Raw genomic sequence first — 19,530 nt, 5'->3', positions numbered from 1 at the left:
GCCCTGGAGACAGCGCATGCACGTCCTAGGAATCAACGCACTCTTCCACGACCCCGCCGCCGCCCTGATCACCGACGGCCGGATCGTGGCGGCGACGGAGGAGGAGCGTTTCTCCCGCCGCAAGCACGGCAAACGGCCCGTTCCGTTCTCCGCCTGGGAGCAGCCGGAGCAGTCCGCCCGCTGGTGCCTGGAACAGGCCGGGCTCACCCCGTCCGACCTCGACGCCGTCGCCTACTCCTACGACCCCGCGCTCGCCCGCCCCGCCGAGGAGATGGGCCTGCACGACCCCTGGGACCACCTGCGCCGGCAGTACGCCCGCGAGGCCCCGGGCTTCCTCGCCGAGGCGCTGCCCGGACTCGACCCGGCCAAGGTGAGGTTCGTCCCGCACCACATCGCGCACGCGGCCTCCGCCGGGCCCGTCTCGCCGTACCCCGACTGCGCCGTCCTCGTGCTGGACGGCCGCGGCGAGTGCGGCTCCCACCTGGCCGGCCGCTACACCAACCGCGAACTGACCGTCCTCGGCACCCAGCGGCTGCCCGACTCCCTCGGCCTGTTCTACGAGGACCTCACCCACCACCTCGGATTCCTGCGCAGCAGCGACGAGTTCAAGGTGATGGCCCTCGCCTCCTACGGCACCCCCCGCTTCGCCGGCCGGCTGCGGGAGTACGTCCACGCCGACGACGGGGGCGGCTTCCGGGCCCGCCCGGTGCCCTGGGCCGATCTCGTCCCGCCCCGCCCGGCCGGCGGCGCCTTCGGCCAGGACCACGCCGACCTCGCGGCCAGCGCCCAGCTGTGCCTGGAGGAGACGATGCTCGCCCTCGCTCGCCGGCTGCACGAGGCCACCGGTGAGGACGCGCTCACCATGGCCGGCGGTGTCGCCCTGAACTGCGTGGCCAACACCCGGCTGTGGCGCGAGAGCGGCTTCCGGCACGTGTGGGTGCAGCCCGCCGCCGGCGACGCCGGTACGGCCCTCGGCGCGGCGGCCCACGTCGCCAGCCAGAAGGACACCCTGGAGCCGATGCCGACGGCCGCGCTCGGCCGCGGCTGGAGCGACGCCGAGCTGCGGGCGTGGCTGGAGCGGGCGGCCGTACCGTACGAGGAGCCCGCCGACATCGCCGAGACGGCCGCCGAGGCGCTGGCCGACGACGGGATCGTGGCCTGGTTCCAGGGGCGCAGCGAGTACGGGCCGCGCGCGCTCGGGCACCGGTCGCTGCTCGCCCACCCCGGGCGGGCGGAGAACCTGGAGCGGCTCAACGCGGTCAAGGGGCGCGAGGAGTTCCGGCCGGTGGCGCCGATGGTGCTCGCGGAACGCGCGGCCGAGATCTTCGACGGACCGCTGCCCAGCCCGCACATGCTGTTCGTGCACGACGTGGCCGCCGACTGGAAGGCCCGCATCCCGGCCGTCGTGCACGTCGACGGCACGGCCCGCATCCAGACCGTGGACCGCGCCCAGGAACCCCTGGTGGCCCGGATGATCGAGGGCTTCGAACGGCGCACCGGGCTGCCGGTGGTGGTCAACACCAGCCTCAACACCGCCGGGCGGCCCATGGTTGACGACCCCCGCGACGCCCTGGAGTGCTTCGGCTCGGCCCCCGTGGACCTGCTGGTGCTCGGGCCGTTCGCGATCCGCCGAGGGAAGGCGTTCGCATGAGCGACGCACCCGCCTACACCGTCGTCGTCCCGACGATCGGCCGCCCCTGCCTCGCCGAGTGCCTGCGCGCCCTCGCCGCGGCCCACGGCCATCCGCCGCACGAGGTGGTCGTCGTGGACGACCGGCCCGCGCCCGACGGCGACCTGACGCTGGAGACGGCCGGGCAGCTGCTCGACCGGGTGCGCACCCTGCGCACCGGCGGCCGGGGCCCGGCCGCCGCCCGCAACGCCGGGTGGCGGACCGTCCGCACCCCGTGGACGGTGTTCCTCGACGACGACGTCCAGGTGCTGCCGGACTGGTCCCGGCGGCTCGCCCGGGACCTCCGGGACGCCGGCCCCGACGTCGGCGGTGTCCAGGGACGGTTGCGGGTCCCCCTGCCCCCGGACCGCCGGCCCACCGACTGGGAACGCACCACCAAGGGCCTGGAGAACGCCGCCTGGGCCACCGCCGACATGGCCTACCGGACCGAGGCGCTTCTGCGGACCGGCGGCTTCGACGAACGCTTCCCGCGGGCCTTCCGCGAGGACGCCGACCTCGCGCTGCGCGTGCAGCGGGCCGGCTGGTCCCTGATCCGGGGCACCCGGGTCACCCGGCACCCGGTCCGCCCCGCCCACTGGTGGGCCTCGCTGCCCGCGCAGCGCGGCAACGCCGACGACGCGCTGATGAACCGGCTGCACGGCCGCGACTGGTGGGACCGCGCCCGGGCGCCCCGCGGCCGCCTGCCCCGCCACCTGGCGGTCACCGGCGCCGCCCTCGCCGCGGCCGGCTGCGCCCTCACCGGACGGCGCCGGGCCGCGAGCGCCTGCGCCGCGCTGTGGAGCCTGGGCACCGCCGAGTTCGCCCTCGCCCGGATCCTGCCCGGCCCGCGCACCGCCCGCGAGATCGCCGGGATGCTCGGTACCAGCGTGCTCATCCCGCCGCTCGCCGTCCGGCACTGGTTGCGCGGAGTCGTCCGTCACCGGCACGCCGAACCCCTGGGGGGTGCCGAGTGAGCGGGCTGTCCGCCGTCCTCTTCGACCGCGACGGCACCCTGGTGGCCGACGTGCCGTACAACGGCGACCCCGGCCGGGTCCGGCTGCTGCCGGGCGCCGCCGCGGCCGTCGCGCTGGCCCGCGCCCACGGCCTGGCCACCGGCGTCGTCAGCAACCAGTCCGGCATCGGCCGCGGACTGCTCACCACCGAGCAGGTGCACCGCGTCAACGGGCGCGCCGACGAACTGCTCGGCGGCCTGGACGTCTGGCTCTTCTGCCCGCACACCCCCGACGCCGGCTGCGCCTGCCGCAAACCCCGCCCCGGCCTGATCCACACGGCCGCCGCCCGGCTCGGCGTACCGCCGGCCGAGTGCCTGGTGATCGGTGACATCGCCGCCGACGTCCTGGCCGCCCGCGCGGCCGGTGCCCGCGGCGTCCTGGTCCCCAACGCGGCCACGGCCCCGGCCGAGGTGGAACGTTTCTCCACCGAGAGCGCCCCCGACGTGCTCACCGCGGTCCGCGCGGCCCTGATCGAGGCCGGGGCCTCGGTGGGCGGACGCGCGTGCCGGCCGCCGCAGTCCAGGACCGCGCCGGCTCCGGCGGACCACGGGGCCCCCGGCCGGCCCCCGGCCCCCTCCCCGGGTTCCCCGGGCGCGCTCGCCCGGGAGGGGACGCGGTGCGCGGTGCCGGACACCGTCGCGCCGGCCCGGAGGTGGTCGGCGTGAAGTCCCTCGTCGTCCGGCTCGACAGTTTCGGCGACGTGCTGCTCGCCGGGCCCGCCGTGCGCGCCGTCGCCGCGGGCTCCTCGCACGTCACCCTGCTGTGCGGCCCCCGGGGCGCGGACGCCGCGCGGCTGCTGCCCGGAGTGGACGAGGTGCTGGTCTGGGAGGCCCCCTGGGAGGGATTCGATCCGCCCCCGGTCGTCCCGGCCGACATCGACGGGCTGGTGGGACGGCTGCGGGCCGGGGCGTACGACACCGCGCTCGTCCTCACCTCCTTCCACCAGAGCCCGTTGCCCACCGCGCTGCTGCTCCGGCTCGCCGGTGTCCGCAGGATCGGCGCCGACAGCGTCGACCACCCCGGCCGGCTCCTCGACGTACGCCACCGGCGCCTTGAGGGCCGGCACGAGGCCGAGGCGGCGCTGGACACCGCCGCCGCCCTGGGCTTCCCGCCCCCGCAAGGCGACGACGGCCGGCTGCGCGTGCTGCCGCCCCCCGACACCAGCGGCCTCACCGGCAAAGGCCCCTACGTCGTCCTGCACCCCGGCGCCACCGCCCCGGCCCGCGCCTGGAGCCCCCGCCGCTGCGCCGAGGCGGCCGCGCTGCTCGCCGACGCCGGGCACCGGGTCGTCGTCACCGGCGGCCCCGGCGAGACGGACCTCACCCGGCGGGTCAGCGGCGATCTGGCCGTGGACCTCGGCGGCCGGACCTCCCCCCGGACCCTCGCCGGGGTGCTGCGCCTGGCCGACGTCGTGATCAGCGCCAACACCGGCCCCGCCCACCTCGCCGCCGCCGTCGGCACCCCGGTCGTCTCCCTCTTCGCGCCCGTCGTCCCGGCGGAGCGCTGGGCGCCGTACGGCGTCCCCGTCATCCTGCTCGGCGACCAGTCCGCGCCGTGCGCGGGCACCCGGGCCCTCACCTGCCCGGTACCGGGCCACCCCTGCCTGGACGAGGTCACCGGACAGGACGTGGTGCGCGCGGTGCACAAGCTCATCCAGGAGCGGCAGTCATGAACATCCTCGTCTGGCACGTGCACGGATCCTGGCTCACCGCCTTCGTGCAGGGCCCGCACACCTACCTGGTCCCGGTCACCGAGGACCGCGGATCCGACGGCCTCGGCCGGGCCGCCACCTGGGACTGGCCGGCGTCGGTCGAGGAACGCACGCCCCGGCAGCTGCGGGACTGCGACATCGACCTGATGGTGCTCCAGCGCCCGCACGAACCCGACCTGGCCGCGCGCTGGACCGGCCGGCGGCCCGGTGTGGACGTGCCCGCCGTGTACGTCGAGCACAACAGCCCCGACGAGTCACCCGAGCGGGAACTCCACCCGCTGGCCGGGCAGTCGGCGATCCCCGTCGTCCACGTCACCCACTTCAACCGGCTGATGTGGGACAGCGGCCGGGCCCCGACCGAGGTCGTCGAGCACGGCATCATCGACCCCGGGCCGCTCTACACCGGCACCGAGCGGCGCGCGGCCGTCGTGGTCAACGAGCCCGTGCGCAGGGGCCGTACCACCGGCACCGACCTGCTGCCCCGGTTCTCCCGGTCCGCGCCCCTCGATGTCTTCGGGATGCGCACCGAAGGCCTCGCCGGACACCTCGGCCTGTCGCCCGAACGCTGCCGCGCCCGGGACCTGCCGCAGCACGAACTGCACCGGGAGATGGCCCGTTGCCGGGTCTATCTGCACCCCGTGCGCTGGACCTCGCTCGGCCTGTCCCTGCTGGAAGCGATGTTCCTGGGCATGCCCGTGGTCGCCCTGGACACCACGGAGGTCCGCGAGGCGGTACCCGAGGGCGCCGGAGTGGTCTCGAACCGCCTCGACGTGCTGGAGGACGCCGTACGGACCTTCCTCGCCGAACCCGGGCAGGCCCGCCGCACCGGCGCGGCCGCCCGGGCCGCGGCCCAGGCCCGCTACGGAGAGCGGCGCTTCCTGGACGACTGGGAGCGCCTGATCAAGGAGGTCACCCGATGAGCCGCATTCCGCACACCGCAGGGCGCGTCGCCATGGTCTCCGAGCACGCCAGCCCGCTGGCCGCGCTCGGCGGACCGGACGCGGGCGGCCAGAACGTGTACGTGGCGCAGGTCGCCCGGCAGCTCGCCCGGAAGGGGTACCGCGTCACGGTGTACACCCGGCGGGACTCGGCGGGCCTCCCGGACCGGGTGACCCTCATCGACGGCGTGCAGGTGGTGCACGTGCCCGCCGGGCCGCCCGCACCCGTCCCCAAGGACGATCTCCTGCCCCACATGACCGAGTTCGGGCACTTCCTGGCCCGGCAGTGGGCCCAGAGCCCACCCGACGTCGTGCACGCCCACTTCTGGATGTCCGGCCTGGCCGCCCTCGCCGGCGCCCGCGACCTCGGCATCCCCGTCGTGCAGACCTACCACGCGCTCGGCACGGTGAAGAAGCGCTACCAGGGCACCGCCGACACCAGCCCCCCGCAGCGCCTCGCCATCGAGGAGGCGATCGGCCACGAGTGCGCCCGGATCATCGCCACCTGCAGCGACGAGGTGGCCGAACTGAAGGCCATGGGGCTGCCGGAGGACCGGATCAGCGTCGTGCCGTGCGGGGTGGACCCCGACCAGTTCGCACCGGCCGGCCGCACCCGCCCGCCCGGCGCCCGCAGGCGGCTGCTCGCCGTCGGCCGGCTCGTGCCCCGCAAGGGCTTCGACCGGGCCATCCGTGCCCTGGCCGGCGTCCCCGACGCCGAACTCCTCGTCGCCGGCGGCCCCGAGGCCGACCTGCTCGGCACCGACTCCGAGGCCGCGCGCCTCTACGGCATCGCCGGCGAGTACGGCGTCCTGGACCGGGTCACCCTGCTCGGCGGGGTCAGCCGCGCCCGGATGCCCCGGCTGATGTCCAGCGCCGACCTGGTGCTGTCGCTGCCGCTGTACGAGCCCTTCGGCATCGTCCCGCTGGAGGCCATGGCCTGCGCCACGCCCGTCGTCGCCACCGCCGTCGGCGGCCAGCTCGACACGGTCGTGGACGGCACCACGGGCGTCCTGGTACCGGCCGACGACGACTACGACCTCGGCGCGGTCGTCCGCACGCTGCTCGCCGACCCCGACCGGCTCGCCCGGTACGGAGCCGCCGGCCGCTCCCGGGTGCTGAGCCACTACACCTGGGACCGGGTGGCCGACGGCGTGGCCGGGGTGTACGGCGCCGTGTCCTCGATCCCCTCGCTCTCGGGAGTCGTCCGATGAACACCGCCACCGGCACCACGCACTGCGACGACCTCGCCAAGGCCCTGGAGGCCTTCCGCGACCACGGCCCGCTCCTCGAACGCTGGGGCACCGAACTCGCCAGGCGGCTCGGCTCGGGCGCCCGGCTGCTCGTCGCGGGCAACGGCGGCAGCGCCGCCCAGGCACAGCACCTCACCGCCGAACTGGTCGGCCGCTACCGCGACGACCGGCCGCCGTTCTCCGCGGTCGCCCTGCACGCCGACACCTCCTCCACCACCGCGATCGCCAACGACTACGGCGTCCAGGAGGTGTTCGCCCGGCAGACCGCCGCCCACGGCCGCCCCGGCGACGTGCTCCTGCTGCTGTCCACCAGCGGTGCCAGCGCCAACCTGCTGACCGCCGCCGACAGCGCGCACCGGCTCGGCATGACGGTGTGGGCGCTGACCGGGCGGGCCCCCAACCCGCTGCAGCTCGGCGCGGACGACGCGCTGTGCGTCGACGCCCCCGTCGCCGCCACCGTGCAGGAACTGCACCTGGTCGCCGTACACATGCTCTGCGAGGCCTTCGACCAGGCGGTCGAGCGCGGCGAGGCCGGCCACCGGGTCCCCGGCCACGGCACCGACGGCCACCCGGACGCGGACGGCCACCCGGACGCGGACGGCCACCCGGGCGCGGACTGCCGGCCGGGTACGGACAGTCGGCCCGGTGCCGATGGAAGGCCGGGCGCCGATGCAAGGCCGGGCGCCGACGGGAGGCCGGGTGTGGTCGGCCGGCTCGTCGGCCGGGCCCGCACCGTCGGCCGTACCCCCGCGCCCGGCGCGCCGGTGGCCCCGCGGAAGGGACACGCATGACCGCCTCGCAGACACCCCTCGTCGTCGTGGGCGACGCCCTGCTCGACCACGACCTGTGCGGCCGGGCCGAGCGGCTGGCCCCGGACGCGCCCGTGCCCGTCGTCCACGGCACCCGCCGCAGCTCCCGCCCGGGCGGCGCCGCCCTCGCCGCCTGCCTCGCGGCCGCCGACGGACGCCCCGTCACGCTGGTCACCGCGCTCGGCTCCGACACCGCCAGCGACACCCTGCGGGAACTGCTGGCCGGCCGGGTCCGGCTGGTCGAGGTGCCGATGGAGGGAACGCTCAGCAGCAAGACCCGCGTCCTCGCCGGGGACCGGCCGCTGCTCCGCCTCGACGACGGCGAGGGCCGCGCCCGCGAAGCCACCCGGGAGGCGGTGTCCACGGTCGCGGCGGCCGCGGGCGTCCTCGTCGCCGACTACGGCCGCGGTACCGCCGACGTCCTGCGGGACGCCCTGGCGCACACGGCGGCCCCCGTCGTCTGGGACCCGCACGTGCGCGGCCGGCCCCCCGTCTCCGGTGTCCGCCTGGCCACCCCCTCCGCCCAGGAGGCCCGCGCCTTCGCCCGGCGACTCGACGGCACCGGGTCCGGCGACGCCGCCGGGCTGCGCACCGCCGCCCGGGACGCCCGCGCCCTGGTCCGGGCCTGGCAGGCCCAGGCCGTCGCGGTGACCCTCGGCGAGCGCGGCGCCCTCCTCTCGCACGGCGAGACCCCGCTGCTGGTACCGACCCCCGCCGCCGCCACGGGCGACCCGTGCGGCGCCGGCGACCGGTTCGCCGCCGCCGCCGCGGGCCTGCTCGCCGACGGCGCGCTCACGGAGGCCGCCGTCCAGGCCGCCGTGCACGCGGCCACCCGGTTCGTCGCCGAGGGCGGCGCCCGCGCGGTCGCCGTCCCGGACCAGCCGGAGACGGCCGCGGAACCGTCGGCCGACGGCGACACCACCGGGGACGCCGTGCGCACCGCCGCCCGGGTCCGCGCCGCGGGCGGCACCGTCGTCGCCGCGGGCGGCTGCTTCGACCTGCTGCACGCGGGGCACGTCGCCCTCCTCCAGGCGGCGCGCCGGGCCGGCGACTGCCTCGTCGTGTGCATCAACTCCGACGACTCGGTGCGCCGCCGCAAGGGCGACGGCCGGCCCCTCGTCCCGGCCGCCGACCGGGTGCGGGTGCTGCGCGCCCTGGAGTGCGTGGACGCCGTCGCCGTGTTCGACGAGGACACCCCGGAACGCATCCTCGGCGAACTCCGCCCGCACATCTGGGCCAAAGGCGGCGACTACGCCCGGACCCAGCTGCCCGAACAACCCCTGGTGGAGAGCTGGGGCGGCCAGGTCCTGCTGCTGCCCTACCTGGACGGCCGCTCCACCACGGGCCTCGCCCGCCGCGCGGCCCTGGCCCCGAGCCCGACGGGAGGACGGCCCAGGTGACCACGCGACGTCCCGCCCGGCCCCCCGCCCGGACGCGAGCACGGTCCCGTGCGGGCTCGCGGTCCTGGTCGCGGGCAGGGGTCGTGGGTCGGGGGTGGTGGGCCGGCCGGTGGGTTTGCCCCGGTTCCGGTGCACGGTTCCGTGCGGGCTCGCGGTCCTGGTCGCGGGCAGGGGCCGTGGGTCGGGGGTGGTGGGCCGGCCGGTGGGTTTGCCCCGGTTCCGGTGCACGGTTCCGTGCGGGCTCGCGGTCCTGGTCGCCGGTAGGGGCCGTGGGTCGGGGGTGGTGGGCCGGCCGGTGGGTTTGCCCCGGTTCCGGTGCACGGTCCCGTGCGGGCTCGCGGTCCTGGTCGCCGGCAGGGGCCGTGGGTCGGGGCTGGTGGGCCGGCCGGTGGGTTTGCCCCGGTTCCGGTGCACGGTCCCGCCGCGTACGGACGCCGCGGACACGGCCGTCGGCTGCCGGGCCACAGCTCACGCCCCCATCCACCGGAGGTCTCCCTCGGTGATCACTGATCGCTCCCCGAGCCCCCCGAACGTCCTGGTCCTGCGTGCGCTGGGTCTGGGCGACCTGCTGGCCGGTGTACCCGCGCTGCGCGGCATCCGCCGGGCCTTCCCCGGGCACCGGGTCGTCCTCGCCCAGCCGCCGGGCCTCGCCGAACTCGCCCTGGCCACCGGGGCGGTCGACGCCGTGTTCCCGGCCGAGGCACCGGGCCGCGCGGTGCCGGACCTCGCCCACTGGCCCGGACCGCCCCCCGACGTCGCCATCGACCTGCACGGCAACGGCCCCGAGAGCCGGGACGCCCTGGCGGCCCTGACCCCGCGCCGGCTGCTCGCCCACGCCTGCCCGGACGGGCCGCCGTGGCGGGCCACCGTCAACGAACGGGACCGCTGGTGCGCCTTCCTGCACGGCTACGGCATCCCGGCCGACCCTCTGGACCTGCGGCTGCCCCCGCCCGCCGCGCCGTCCCCGGCGCCGGGCGCGGTCGTCGTGCACCCCGGCGCGGCCTCGGGTTCCCGCCGGTGGCCGGGGGAGCGGTTCGCAGCCGTCGTACGGTGCCTGCGCGCCGCCGGCCACCGCGTGGTCCTGACCGGCGGCCCCGGCGAGGACGCCCTGGTCCATTCCGTCGCCGAACGCAGCGGCCGGCCGGACGACGACGTCCTCACCGGCGGCCTGCCGCCCGGGCAGCTGTCCGCGCTGGTCGCCGGCGCGTCCCTGGTGCTCAGCGGCGACACCGGCCTCGCCCATCTCGCGGTGGCCCACGGCACCCGCACCGTCACCCTGTTCGGGCCGGTCTCCCCGCGCCTGTGGGGGCCGCCCCCGAGCCCCGACCACGTCGCCCTGTGGAAGCCCGGTCCGCCCGGCGACCCGCACGGCCGCACCCCCGACGCCCGCCTGCTGCGCATCCGCACCGGCGAGGTCGCCGCGGCCTGCCTCATGCTCCTGCGCGACGCACGCGGCCGGCACCGGCCCCGACCGGAGGTGGCCACGCATGTCCACTGAGCACGCCCCCGGCCGCGTCCTGGAGCCCGCCGGCCCGGGCGACCCCCGCGTCACGGTCGCCGTCATCACCCGCGACCGCAGCGACAGCCTGCTGCGCACCCTGGACGCGCTGGCCGCGCTGCCCGAGCGGCCCCCGGTCATCGTGGTCGACAACTCCCGTGACGACACCACGTGCCGGGCCGTCGCCGGCCACCCGGCGATCGCCCGGCTGCTGCGGCCCGCCGCCAACACCGGGGCCCTCGGCCGCAACCTGGCCGTCCGGCACGCCCGCACCCCCTACGTCGCCTTCAGCGACGACGACTCCTGGTGGGAGCCCGGCAGTCTGCGCCGGGCCGCCGACCTGCTCGACCGGCACCCGCGGCTCGGCCTGCTCGCCGCCCGCACCCTGGTCGGCGAGCAGGCCGCCGAGGACCCCCTCAACGCCGTGCTCGCCGCCTCCCCGCTGCCGCCCGAGCCGGACCTGCCCGGCCGCCCGGTGCTCGGCTTCCTCGGCTGCGCCTGCGTGGTCCGCCGCGAAGCCTTCCTGAGCGCCGGCGGCTACCACCCGCTGCTCTTCTTCGGCGGCGAGGAGACCCTGCTCGCCTACGACCTTGCCGCCGCCGGCTGGGGCGTCGCCTACGAGCCCTCCCTGGCCGCCTGCCACCACCCCGAGGACCACGGCCGCAGCGGCCGCTCCTTCCTCGTCCGGCGCAACCACGTGCTCACCACCTGCCTGCGCCGTCCCTGGCCGGTCGCCCTGCGCGCCTTCGGCGACCTCGTCACGGCCGCGGCGGCCGGCCGGCCCGGTGCCCGCCGCGCCCTCAGGGAGACCGTCGTCCGGTTCCCGGCCGCCCTCGCCCGCCGCCGCACGCTGCCCCCGCACGTCGAACGCGCCGCCCGCCTGCTCGACCGGGACGCGGCCGGCCGCCTGGCGGGACACCCCGCGCGACGACCCGGACCCGCCGTGAAGCCACCGCAGGGGGAGGAGCCGGGTGATGAACCGGACACGAGGTGACGATGAGAGGGGAGAGTGCCGCGCCGTGACGCGTACGGATTCCCACGACCCGCGGGGAGGCGCCGCGAGACGCCCCGGACGACGGCTCGGCCGTGCCCGACCGCGGCCGACGCCGGTTGACGACCGGGTCGTGCCGGACCGCGGCCGCCGCCCGACGACGACCCGGACCTGCCCGACCGCGGCCGACGCCGGCCGGGGTGTCGAGGTGTCGTCGACGCCGCGCCGCTCACCCGGACCCGTCCCGACGGCCCGCGCGGGGGTGCCGCGAGGTGCCCCGGACCTGCCCTGACGACCCACGTGGAGGTGCCGCGCATGACCCGGACCCACCCTGACGACCCGACGGCGGGTGCCGCGCGATGACCCGGACCGCCACCGAGCTCCGTACCCGGACCGGCCCCGACGACCGTACGACCGTCGTCCTGATCACCCACAACCGCCGCGACGAACTGCTGCGCACCCTCGCCCTGCTGCGCCGGCTGCCCGAACGCCCGCCCGTGATCGTCACCGACAACGCCTCCTGCGACGGCACCGCCGAAGCCGTCGCCCGGGACTTCCCCGAGATGACCCTGCTGTGCCCCGGCCGCAACCTGGGCGCCATCGGCCGCAACCTGGCCGTCCAACGGGTGCGCACGCCCTACGTCGCGTTCTGCGACGACGACACCTGGTGGGAGCCCGGCAGTCTGCGCCGCGCCGCCGACCTGCTGGACGCCCGGCCCCGGCTGGCGGGCGTCACCGCGCGGATCGTGGTCGAACCGGACGGCGCCGAGGACCCGGTCGTCCGCGAGCTCCGCGAGTCCCCGCTGTCCGGCCCCGACTGGCTCCCCGGGCCCGCGCTGGGCTCCTTCCTCGCCGCCGCCACCGTGCTGCGCACCGAGGCCTTCCGCGCGGGCGGCGGCTTCCACCCCGGACTCTGGCTCGGCGGCGAGGAGGAACTGCTCGCCTGCGACCTGCTGCGCCAGGGCTGGTGGCTGGCCTACGCCGAGGAGCTCACCGTCCATCACCACGCCTCCCGGCTGCGCGACAGCACGGCCCGTCGCGTCCTCGGACTGCGCAACACCCTGTGGTTCACCTGGCTGCGCCGCCCGCTGCTGCCGGCACTGCGCCGCACCGGCCACCTCATCCGGACCGTGCCCCGGGACGTGGCCTCCGCGCGCGCGTTCGCCCGCGCCACCGCCGGACTGCCGTGGGTGCTGCGCCAGCGCGACCCCGTACCGCCGGAGCTGGAGTGCCGGCTCGCCGCGCTGGAACGCGCCCGCAGGGACTCACCCGCACGGCGGTACGTCGGCTGACCGGGCCGCGCCACGACACGCCCGGAGGCGTCGTTGCATCGGGCAACCGGGCGAGGGCACAGTGAGGTCCCGGTCAAGAAGCGGCCGGCCGAGATCCTCCCGTCCCGAGCCCAGGAAAACCCGTGCCCATGGAAATCGGTCAGCCGTCCCCGACACCGCTCTCCTCCCCGTCCCCCTCCCGCGTCCGCCCCGGCGGCCCCGCCCCGCTGCTGCTGCAGACCGTGCACGAGCACCGCCCCGGGCTCGGCGGCATCAGCGTCCTGAAGGCCCGCGGCACGGTCGACGCCGCCAACGCCGGGCGCTTCGCCGAGGCCCTCGCCGACCACCTCCGCCACGCCGGTCAGGCCGGAGAACACCCCCTGCTGGACCTGAGCGAGGTGTACCTGGCCTGCGTCGACGCGGTCCGCTCACTGGAGCGGGCGACCGGGCCGCTCGCCGGCTCCGGCCGCGCCCTGCCCGTCGTACAGCCCCGCCCGCACGTCCGGGAGGCCCTGGCCAGGGCCGGTGTGCCGGGGATCCGACTGCACGCCTCGCTGCCGGCCGCCCTGGACGCCCTGGCCGCGCTGCCCGGATAGCCGACCCGCCGGCCGTCGGCCACGTCCGCACACGGACCCCCGCCCGGCCAGGCCTGCGGACCACTGCCCGCCCGGTGCGTGGACCGCTGCTCCGCCCGGCGCACGGACGACCGTCGCCCCCGCGGCACATGGACCGCTGCCCTGCCCTGCCGGGCGTATGGACCGCCCCCTGGCCCGGCCTGCCGGACCGCCGGTCGCCTGGCGTGTGGGCCGCTGCTCCGTCCGGCGCACGGACGACTCCCATCTCGCCGGAGCACGGACGACCGCCGCCTGGCACACGGACCGTCCCCCCGGGCCGGCCTGCGGGCCACCGCCCACCCGGTGCATGTGACCGCTGCTCCGCCCGGCGCACGGACGAGGGCCGCCCGCCCGGTGCACGTACCGCTGCCCCGCCCCACGCACGGACGACCGCCGTCCCGCCCGGATCACGGACCGTCCCCCTAGGCAGGCCCGCTGGATTCACCGCCCGCGCGGCGCACGGACCGCTGCCCCGCCCGGCACACGGACGACCGCCGTCCCGCCCGGCGGACGGACCGCCCCGGCCCGCCGGCCGCCGCTCGCCTGGCGTATGGACCGTCCCCCTGGCCCGGCCCCGCCCCGGCCCGCAGGCCACCGCTCGTCCGGCGCATGGACCGTCCCCTCCGCCCGGCCCCCTTGGACCGCCGCCGCCCGCCCGGCTTGACGGACCGCCGCCCGCCCCGCTGACGGACCGCCGCCCGCCCCGCTGACGGACCGCCTCCCGACACGCGGACCGCCTCCCGACCGCCGACCGGCCCGCGGATCGTTCCACGCCTCCGGCGTGCCGGACCGTGCGGTTGATGGCCGGGGATCTACCGTGCAATGTGGTGCAAAGGCCGGGAAGAGGCCGATCGAGTTCTTTGTGGACGTCCCGTCTGGGTGATGCGATGAAACCTTCTCCCGGCCGCCCGGCCGCACCGGCACCCCTCGTCATCGAGTCCTCCGTGGTCGAGGGGCTGCCCGCCGAAGGCGCCCTGCTGCTGCGCATGTCGGGCAGCCTCGACGCCGCCGGCGCCGAGGCCTGGTCGGAGGAGCTGCGCGGTCACCTGGAACAGGCCGACCGCGCCGGACTGCGCCCCGTGCTCGACATGGCGCACGTCCAGCTGGGCGGCGCCGCCGTGCTCCGCACGCTCAGCGAGACGACCCGGGCGCGCGCCGGACGCCCGGACCTGATCATCGTCCGCGCCCGTCCCGGCGTCCGCGAGGCGGTGCACCTGGCCCGGCTGGACGGCGTCCGGCTGTACGCCACCCTGGACGAGGCGCTGCGCGAGCTGGCCCGCACCGCCGCCCGGATGGAGGAACTGCCCGCCTGGCGCTCCCAGATGGCGGACCCCCTGCGACCCTCGTACGAGGACTTGCACAAGGAGGTCCGCGCGCTGCGCGCCCGGGTGCGCACCGCGCCGGTGATCGGCATGGCGCAGGGCACACTCATGGTCCGCTACGGCCTGCCGGACTCCGGCAGCGCCTTCCGGGTGCTGCGCGACGCCTCGCAGCGCTTCAACGTGCCGCTGCGGGTCCTCGTCTCCGCCGTGGTGGTGGCCCGGCCCCCGGACGGCGAGGTGTGGTTCCCGGGCCGCCGCTCCCTGCCCGTGCCCCAGCTGCGGATCCTGGCCCGGGGCGGCCGGGACCCACGCTGCCGGCGGCAGATGATCGACGCCGTACTGCACGAGGCGCTGGCCGCCGGGCAGGCCCCCGCCGGTTACGTGCAGTTGGTGGACCCGGCCGTGAACGCCCTGATGCTGGAGACCCACCACGGCTGCGTGGACGCGTTCCTCGACCATCTCGTGCGCGGGCGCGGCGAAGGCGCGGCCGACGCGGCGGCCCGCGTCCAGGGCCGCCAGGTGAGCGTGCCCGACGTCGCCGCCGACACCCGGCTCTCCGACGAGTGCCGGCGCGCCCTGCTGGCCACCGGCACCCACGCCGTGCGGAGCGTCCCCCTCCTCTCCACCGCCGGCTCCTGCACCGGCGTGATCACCCTGCACTGGCCCGACACCGGCCACCGGCCGACCTCCGCGCGGACCGAGGCGCTCGCGCTGCTGGCCGCGGAGAGCTCGGCCTGGCTGAGCTGGTACCACCGCTCGGTCCTCCTGGACGCCCTGGAACACCTCCACCGCACCCTGACGCGCCCCGCGCCCTGACCGGGTCCGGCGACGGGTGCGTCACCCGCGCCGCCCTGGGAACCCGGCCCGCACGGAACACCCACCACCGGAAAGGAGTCCGGCGCATGTCCAATCCGCAGCAGCCCGAACAGCGGCGCAGTGACAAGGGTGGCGCCACCCCGCAGGACAGCGGCGAGCTGAAGGCCCGCCAGACCGGCCCGGACGCGGGCGCCCGCCCGCACGGCACGGACAAGGGCGGCAAGGGCGGGGGCGAGGGCGGCGGGGTGCCTCCGGCGCAGCAGCCCGACCACCCCTGACCCGGTCCTGTCCCGACCACCAGCCACACCAGCCGGTCCCCGACGACCGCGCCCCCCCGACGTCCTGCCGAGCGGCCCCCTGACGGGGCCGCTCGGCACGTCCGGACGGTTCCGTCAGGCACGTTCGGACGGTCCCCGTCAGGCACGTTCGGACGGTCCCGCCAGGTACGTCCGGACCGCCCGGACGGTCCCGTCAGGCGTTACGCTCCGGGGTATGCGGATCTCCGTCTCCTCCGACATGGACGAACCCGTGGCCCGCCTCCTGGTCGCGGAGCTGCGCCGGCGCGGGCACGAGGTCCGGGAGCACGGCGCGCTGCGGCCCGGGGCCGACGCGCAGTGGGCGGTCTGTTCCGAGGCGGCCGCCCGGGAGGTGGCCGAGGGCACCGCGGACCAGGCGGTGGTGTGCTGCTGGACCGGAACCGGCGCGTCCATCGCGGCCAACAAGGTGCCGGGCGTGCGCGCGGCGCTGTGCACGGACGCCGGCACGGCCGACGGGGCGCGCCAGTGGAACGACGCGAACGTCCTGGCGCTGAGCCTCCGGCTGACGTCGGAACCGGTACTGAAGGAGATCCTCGACGCCTGGTTCGCGGCCGAGCCCAGCCAGGACCCGGAGGACCGGCAGAACGTGGCCCGCGTCGGCCGCCTGGACGCCGCGCGGAAGACCTCCTAGAAGACCTCCCCGGCGCCCGGGACGGTCCGGCGCGGGCCGGTTGCCGTGCTTAGGGGGATGCGGGGGTGCGGGGTGGGCTCGCGGGGCCGGGGCTCAGTGGGCGCCGAGTCCGCCGCCGCCGAACGAGCCGCTGGAACCCTTGCTCCAGCGTGGCCGGTGCGTCGTCTCGCTCGGCTTGGAGTCCATGTTGCTCAGCTCGTAGGGGGTGAGGGGGCGGTCGCCCTTGGCGATCCGTGGGATCTCCGCGGACTCCCTGTTCTGCCGGACCTCGTGCACCGGTCCGTCCGTCGGCAGCTTCGGCTGTTCCTCGGGGCGCGGGCGCGGCGACTCGTTGTACTTGACACGTGAGGTCATCCAGAAGCCGCCGGCGAGCAGCGCGAGGACGCCCACGGCCACGATGAACAGAACGAGGCTCATCAGGCCGCTCGCCGCGGCCAGCTGCATCGATGCGGTAGTCATAGGACAGGAATACCCCTCCCAGAACGCCACGAACCCGGACATTAAGGGTTGCGAGTAGGGGGGCGGGGGCGGCTGGTGGCCGGGATCGGCGGGCAGGTCGCTCCGGACCCTCGACGGGGGTTTGCCGCCGGTCGCCCCGGCTACCCGCACGAGGTGACATCGCCGACTTCGCAGCAGCTGTACCGCTTTCTGGAAGACCGCTTCACCTGCGCGCAGGCCTGCACCGAGTGCGCCCGGGCCTGCGCCGTGCGCGCGAGCCTGGTCGACCCCGACGGCACCGAGCGCCAGGAGCGGGTGCGCCGGCTGGGCATCATGTGCGCCGAGGTGTGCGACGCGACCTGCCGCGTCCTCTGCGAGGAGAACCAGCAGGACGAGGAGGCCATCCGGGTCCGGGTCGACTGCTGCCGCTCGATCTGCCTGGAGAGCGCCCGGGCCTTCGACGAGTACCCCGGCGCCGAATCCGCCGCGGGCTGCTGCCGGGCCTGTGCCGCGGCCTGCGCGGACTTCTTGAAGACGCTCCAGTGACGACCGGACCGGATCTCCCGAACCCGCTCCAGTGACGACCGGACCGGATCTCCCGAACCCGCTCCGGTGACGACGGGATCTCCCGAACCCGCTCCCGAACCCCCGCCGGTGACGACGGGCTCTCCCGAAGGCGCTCCGCCCGGCGGCCGGACTTCCGGACGGCGCTCCCTCGCGGCCGGATCTCCGGAAGGCGCCTGAGTTGCGGCCAAGCTTCCGGAAGGTGCCCCACCGGCGGCCGGACCGGCCATTCGCCGGGGCCCCGGCATTCCCTATTTCTGAAACACGTTCTACGGTGTGCGCCGTCAGGACCGCCCTTGGGGAGCCTGGAGGCGCCGTGCACCTCGACCACACACCCGAGCAGCAGCGGCTGCGCGCCGAGCTGCGCGCCTACTTCGCCGAGCTGGTCCCGGACCACGCCTACGCCCGGTACGCCGACCCGGCCGCGCAGAAGCGGTTCTACCGCGACACCATCCGCCGGCTCGGCGCGGACGGCTGGCTGGGGGTCGGCTGGCCGCGGGAGTACGGCGGGCGCGGGATGACGGCGATGGAGCAGTTCATCTTCTTCGACGAGGCCGCGCAGGCCGGCGTACCCCTGCCGCTGATGGCGCTGAACACCGTCGGGCCGACGATCATGCGCTACGGCAGCGACGAGCAGAAGGCGTACTTCCTGCCCCGCATCCTCTCCGGCGAGATCGACTTCGCGATCGGCTACAGCGAGCCCGGCGCGGGCACCGACCTCGCCGCGCTGAGGACCCGCGCCGTGCGTGACGGGGACGACTACGTCGTCAACGGGCAGAAGATCTGGACCACCAACGGTGACACGGCGGACTGGGTGTGGCTGGCCGTGCGCACCGACCCCGCGGCCCCGCCGCACAAGGGGATCACCATGCTGCTGGTGCCGACCTCCGCCCCCGGCTACTCCTGCACGCTCATCCGCACGCTCGCCTCCCACGACACCACCGCGAGCTACTACGAGAACGTCCGCGTCCCCGTCTCCCGCCGGGTCGGCGCCGAGAACGAGGGCTGGCGGCTGATCACCAACCAGCTCAACCACGAGCGCGTCACCCTCGCCGCCCACGGCACCATGGCGATCCGCGCCCTGCACGACGTCCAGCGCTGGGCGAGGGAGACCAAGCTCGCCGACGGCCGACGGGTCGCCGACCTGCCCTGGGTGCGCCGGCTCCTCGCCCGCACCCACACCCGCCTCGACGCGCTCAAGCTCCTCAACCGGCAGATGGTCTCCGCCGTCCAGGACGGCACGCTCACCCCGCAGGACGCCTCGGCCGTCAAGGTCTACGGCTCCGAGGCCCGCCGGGACGCCTACGCCTGGCTCATGGAGATCGTCGCGGCGGCCGGCCCGCTGAAGGAGGGCTCGGCGAACACCGTCCTGCACGGAGAACTGGAGCGCGGTTACCGCTCGGCCGTCATCTTCACCTTCGGCGGCGGCAACAACGAGATCCAGCGCGAGATCATCTCCTGGATCGGCCTGGGGATGCCCAGGGTGCGCCGCTGACCCGGCGCGCGGCGCGGGGAGCCGCCCGGTCACCCGTCCACGACGCGCAGCACCGCCAGGGTGATGTTGTCGGGGCCGCCGGCCTCGATGGCGGCCTTCCACAGTTCGAAGACGGCCCGCCCGTCGTCGTACTCCCTCAGCACCCCGTCCAGGACCTCGTTCGGCAGCGGGTCGGTGAGGCCGTCGGTGCAGACCAGGAAGCGGTCGCCGGGGGCGATGGCGGTGGTGGTCACGTGCGGGGTGACGGCGCGGTACTCCGGAGTGCCGCCCAGGGCCTGGGTCACCAGGGACGTGGTGCGCTGCCCCGGCGCCCGCGGCGGGCTGTCGTCCACGCTGATCTGGACGACGCCGTCCCGGGGCGCCGCGAAGACCCGGCTGTCGCCCACGTTGAACGCCAGCAGCGACTCGGGCTGTACGACGGCGCCCGCGACGGTCGTCCCCATCGTGACCGGGGCGTCCCCGCCGCCCGCGGTCGCGTACACCTGGCGGTTGCAGGCGTGCACGGCCTCGCGGACGTCGTCCTCGCCGGCCAGCCGCGGCCCCGTCGCGGCGAGCCGCCGCACGACCAGGGCACTGGCCACCTCGCCTCCGGGCTGGCCCCCGAGCCCGTCGGCGACCGCCACGACGAGCGGCGTACCGAGCGGGAACACCAGCGTCTGCGGGTTCTCGGTCACCGTGGCGCACAGGGTCCACGGCCCGGCGACGAGACTGTCCTCGTTGTGTGTGCGGACCAGGCCGGGATGACTCAGCGCGCTCACGGCGACGTACGCCATGGAATGGCAC

General features: G+C 76.5%; 19 protein-coding genes. 17 read left to right on the top strand and 2 right to left on the bottom strand.

Annotated features, from left to right (window positions below; all coding sequences use genetic code 11):
• The first annotated feature begins 16 nt into the window (after nt 1-16).
• From ACZ4VF_RS13635 to ACZ4VF_RS13565, 15 genes are all read left to right on the top strand, one after another.
• The gene (locus tag ACZ4VF_RS13635) at nt 17-1,651 is read left to right on the top strand and encodes a carbamoyltransferase family protein (protein WP_467925860.1); all 1,635 of its coding nucleotides are present in this window, start codon (nt 17-19) and stop codon (nt 1,649-1,651) included.
• Nucleotides 1,648-2,643: a glycosyltransferase family 2 protein gene (locus tag ACZ4VF_RS13630; protein WP_467925859.1), complete on the top strand. Its 996-nt coding sequence runs from the start codon at nt 1,648-1,650 to the stop codon at nt 2,641-2,643. Before ACZ4VF_RS13635 ends, ACZ4VF_RS13630 begins: the two co-directional genes overlap by 4 nt.
• Nucleotides 2,640-3,347 carry an HAD-IIIA family hydrolase gene (locus tag ACZ4VF_RS13625; protein ID WP_467925857.1) on the top strand — a complete coding sequence of 236 codons (708 nt, stop codon included), beginning with the start codon at nt 2,640-2,642 and terminating at the stop codon, nt 3,345-3,347. Before ACZ4VF_RS13630 ends, ACZ4VF_RS13625 begins: the two co-directional genes overlap by 4 nt.
• A complete protein-coding gene (locus ACZ4VF_RS13620; protein WP_467925856.1) occupies nt 3,344-4,354 on the top strand; it encodes a glycosyltransferase family 9 protein in 1,011 nt (336 codons plus the stop codon). The genes ACZ4VF_RS13625 and ACZ4VF_RS13620 overlap by 4 nt, the downstream gene beginning before the upstream one ends.
• Nucleotides 4,351-5,313, top strand: coding sequence for a glycosyltransferase (locus tag ACZ4VF_RS13615; protein ID WP_467925854.1), 963 nt, complete (start codon nt 4,351-4,353; stop codon nt 5,311-5,313). The genes ACZ4VF_RS13620 and ACZ4VF_RS13615 overlap by 4 nt, the downstream gene beginning before the upstream one ends.
• On the top strand, nt 5,310-6,542 hold the full coding sequence (locus ACZ4VF_RS13610) for a glycosyltransferase (RefSeq protein WP_467925853.1): 1,233 nt from the start codon (nt 5,310-5,312) through the stop codon (nt 6,540-6,542). The genes ACZ4VF_RS13615 and ACZ4VF_RS13610 overlap by 4 nt, the downstream gene beginning before the upstream one ends.
• Nucleotides 6,539-7,372, top strand: a complete 834-nt coding sequence (locus tag ACZ4VF_RS13605; protein WP_467925852.1) for a D-sedoheptulose-7-phosphate isomerase — start codon at nt 6,539-6,541, stop codon at nt 7,370-7,372. Before ACZ4VF_RS13610 ends, ACZ4VF_RS13605 begins: the two co-directional genes overlap by 4 nt.
• Nucleotides 7,369-8,790: a PfkB family carbohydrate kinase gene (locus ACZ4VF_RS13600; protein ID WP_467925850.1), complete on the top strand. Its 1,422-nt coding sequence runs from the start codon at nt 7,369-7,371 to the stop codon at nt 8,788-8,790. The genes ACZ4VF_RS13605 and ACZ4VF_RS13600 overlap by 4 nt, the downstream gene beginning before the upstream one ends.
• Before the next feature lie 499 nt (nt 8,791-9,289).
• Nucleotides 9,290-10,288 carry a glycosyltransferase family 9 protein gene (locus ACZ4VF_RS13595; protein ID WP_467925849.1) on the top strand — a complete coding sequence of 333 codons (999 nt, stop codon included), beginning with the start codon at nt 9,290-9,292 and terminating at the stop codon, nt 10,286-10,288.
• Entirely contained in the window at nt 10,278-11,282 is a 1,005-nt protein-coding gene (locus ACZ4VF_RS13590) for a glycosyltransferase family 2 protein (protein ID WP_467925847.1), read from the top strand. The genes ACZ4VF_RS13595 and ACZ4VF_RS13590 overlap by 11 nt, the downstream gene beginning before the upstream one ends.
• 356 nt (nt 11,283-11,638) lie before the next feature.
• Complete coding sequence (locus tag ACZ4VF_RS13585) at nt 11,639-12,571, top strand: glycosyltransferase family 2 protein (RefSeq protein WP_467925846.1); 933 nt, start codon at nt 11,639-11,641, stop codon at nt 12,569-12,571.
• Between the two features lie 128 nt (nt 12,572-12,699).
• Nucleotides 12,700-13,146 (top strand): STAS domain-containing protein, encoded by a 447-nt coding sequence (locus ACZ4VF_RS13580; protein ID WP_467925844.1) that lies wholly within the window; start codon nt 12,700-12,702, stop codon nt 13,144-13,146.
• A 905-nt stretch (nt 13,147-14,051) separates the two neighbouring features.
• Nucleotides 14,052-15,302, top strand: coding sequence for an ANTAR domain-containing protein (locus ACZ4VF_RS13575; RefSeq protein WP_467925842.1), 1,251 nt, complete (start codon nt 14,052-14,054; stop codon nt 15,300-15,302).
• Between the two features lie 86 nt (nt 15,303-15,388).
• Nucleotides 15,389-15,580 carry a hypothetical protein gene (locus ACZ4VF_RS13570; RefSeq protein ID WP_467925841.1) on the top strand — a complete coding sequence of 64 codons (192 nt, stop codon included), beginning with the start codon at nt 15,389-15,391 and terminating at the stop codon, nt 15,578-15,580.
• Nucleotides 15,581-15,794: 214 nt separating this feature from the next.
• Complete coding sequence (locus ACZ4VF_RS13565) at nt 15,795-16,250, top strand: RpiB/LacA/LacB family sugar-phosphate isomerase (RefSeq protein ID WP_467925840.1); 456 nt, start codon at nt 15,795-15,797, stop codon at nt 16,248-16,250.
• Nucleotides 16,251-16,343: 93 nt separating this feature from the next.
• Here ACZ4VF_RS13565 and ACZ4VF_RS13560 read toward each other — a convergent pair whose 3' ends face one another.
• Entirely contained in the window at nt 16,344-16,709 is a 366-nt protein-coding gene (locus ACZ4VF_RS13560) for a DUF6479 family protein (RefSeq protein WP_467925839.1), read from the bottom strand.
• A 153-nt stretch (nt 16,710-16,862) separates the two neighbouring features.
• Here ACZ4VF_RS13560 and ACZ4VF_RS13555 point away from each other — a divergent pair, with 153 nt between their 5' ends.
• Together ACZ4VF_RS13555 and ACZ4VF_RS13550 are read left to right on the top strand one after the other, a co-directional pair.
• Entirely contained in the window at nt 16,863-17,234 is a 372-nt protein-coding gene (locus tag ACZ4VF_RS13555) for a four-helix bundle copper-binding protein (RefSeq protein WP_467925837.1), read from the top strand.
• Between the two features lie 334 nt (nt 17,235-17,568).
• The gene (locus ACZ4VF_RS13550) at nt 17,569-18,747 is read left to right on the top strand and encodes an acyl-CoA dehydrogenase family protein (RefSeq protein ID WP_467925835.1); all 1,179 of its coding nucleotides are present in this window, start codon (nt 17,569-17,571) and stop codon (nt 18,745-18,747) included.
• A 29-nt stretch (nt 18,748-18,776) separates the two neighbouring features.
• On the opposite strand, the gene ACZ4VF_RS13545 is transcribed toward ACZ4VF_RS13550, so the two are convergent.
• The gene (locus ACZ4VF_RS13545) at nt 18,777-19,520 is read right to left on the bottom strand and encodes a PP2C family protein-serine/threonine phosphatase (protein WP_467925834.1); all 744 of its coding nucleotides are present in this window, start codon (nt 19,518-19,520) and stop codon (nt 18,777-18,779) included.
• Between the last annotated feature and the right edge of the window lie 10 nt (nt 19,521-19,530).

It is taken from the genome of Streptomyces sp. NPDC029151 (assembly GCF_055564315.1).
The sequence above is the reverse complement of the archived record's forward strand: the minus strand, read 5'-3'. Positions and strand labels throughout refer to the sequence as shown.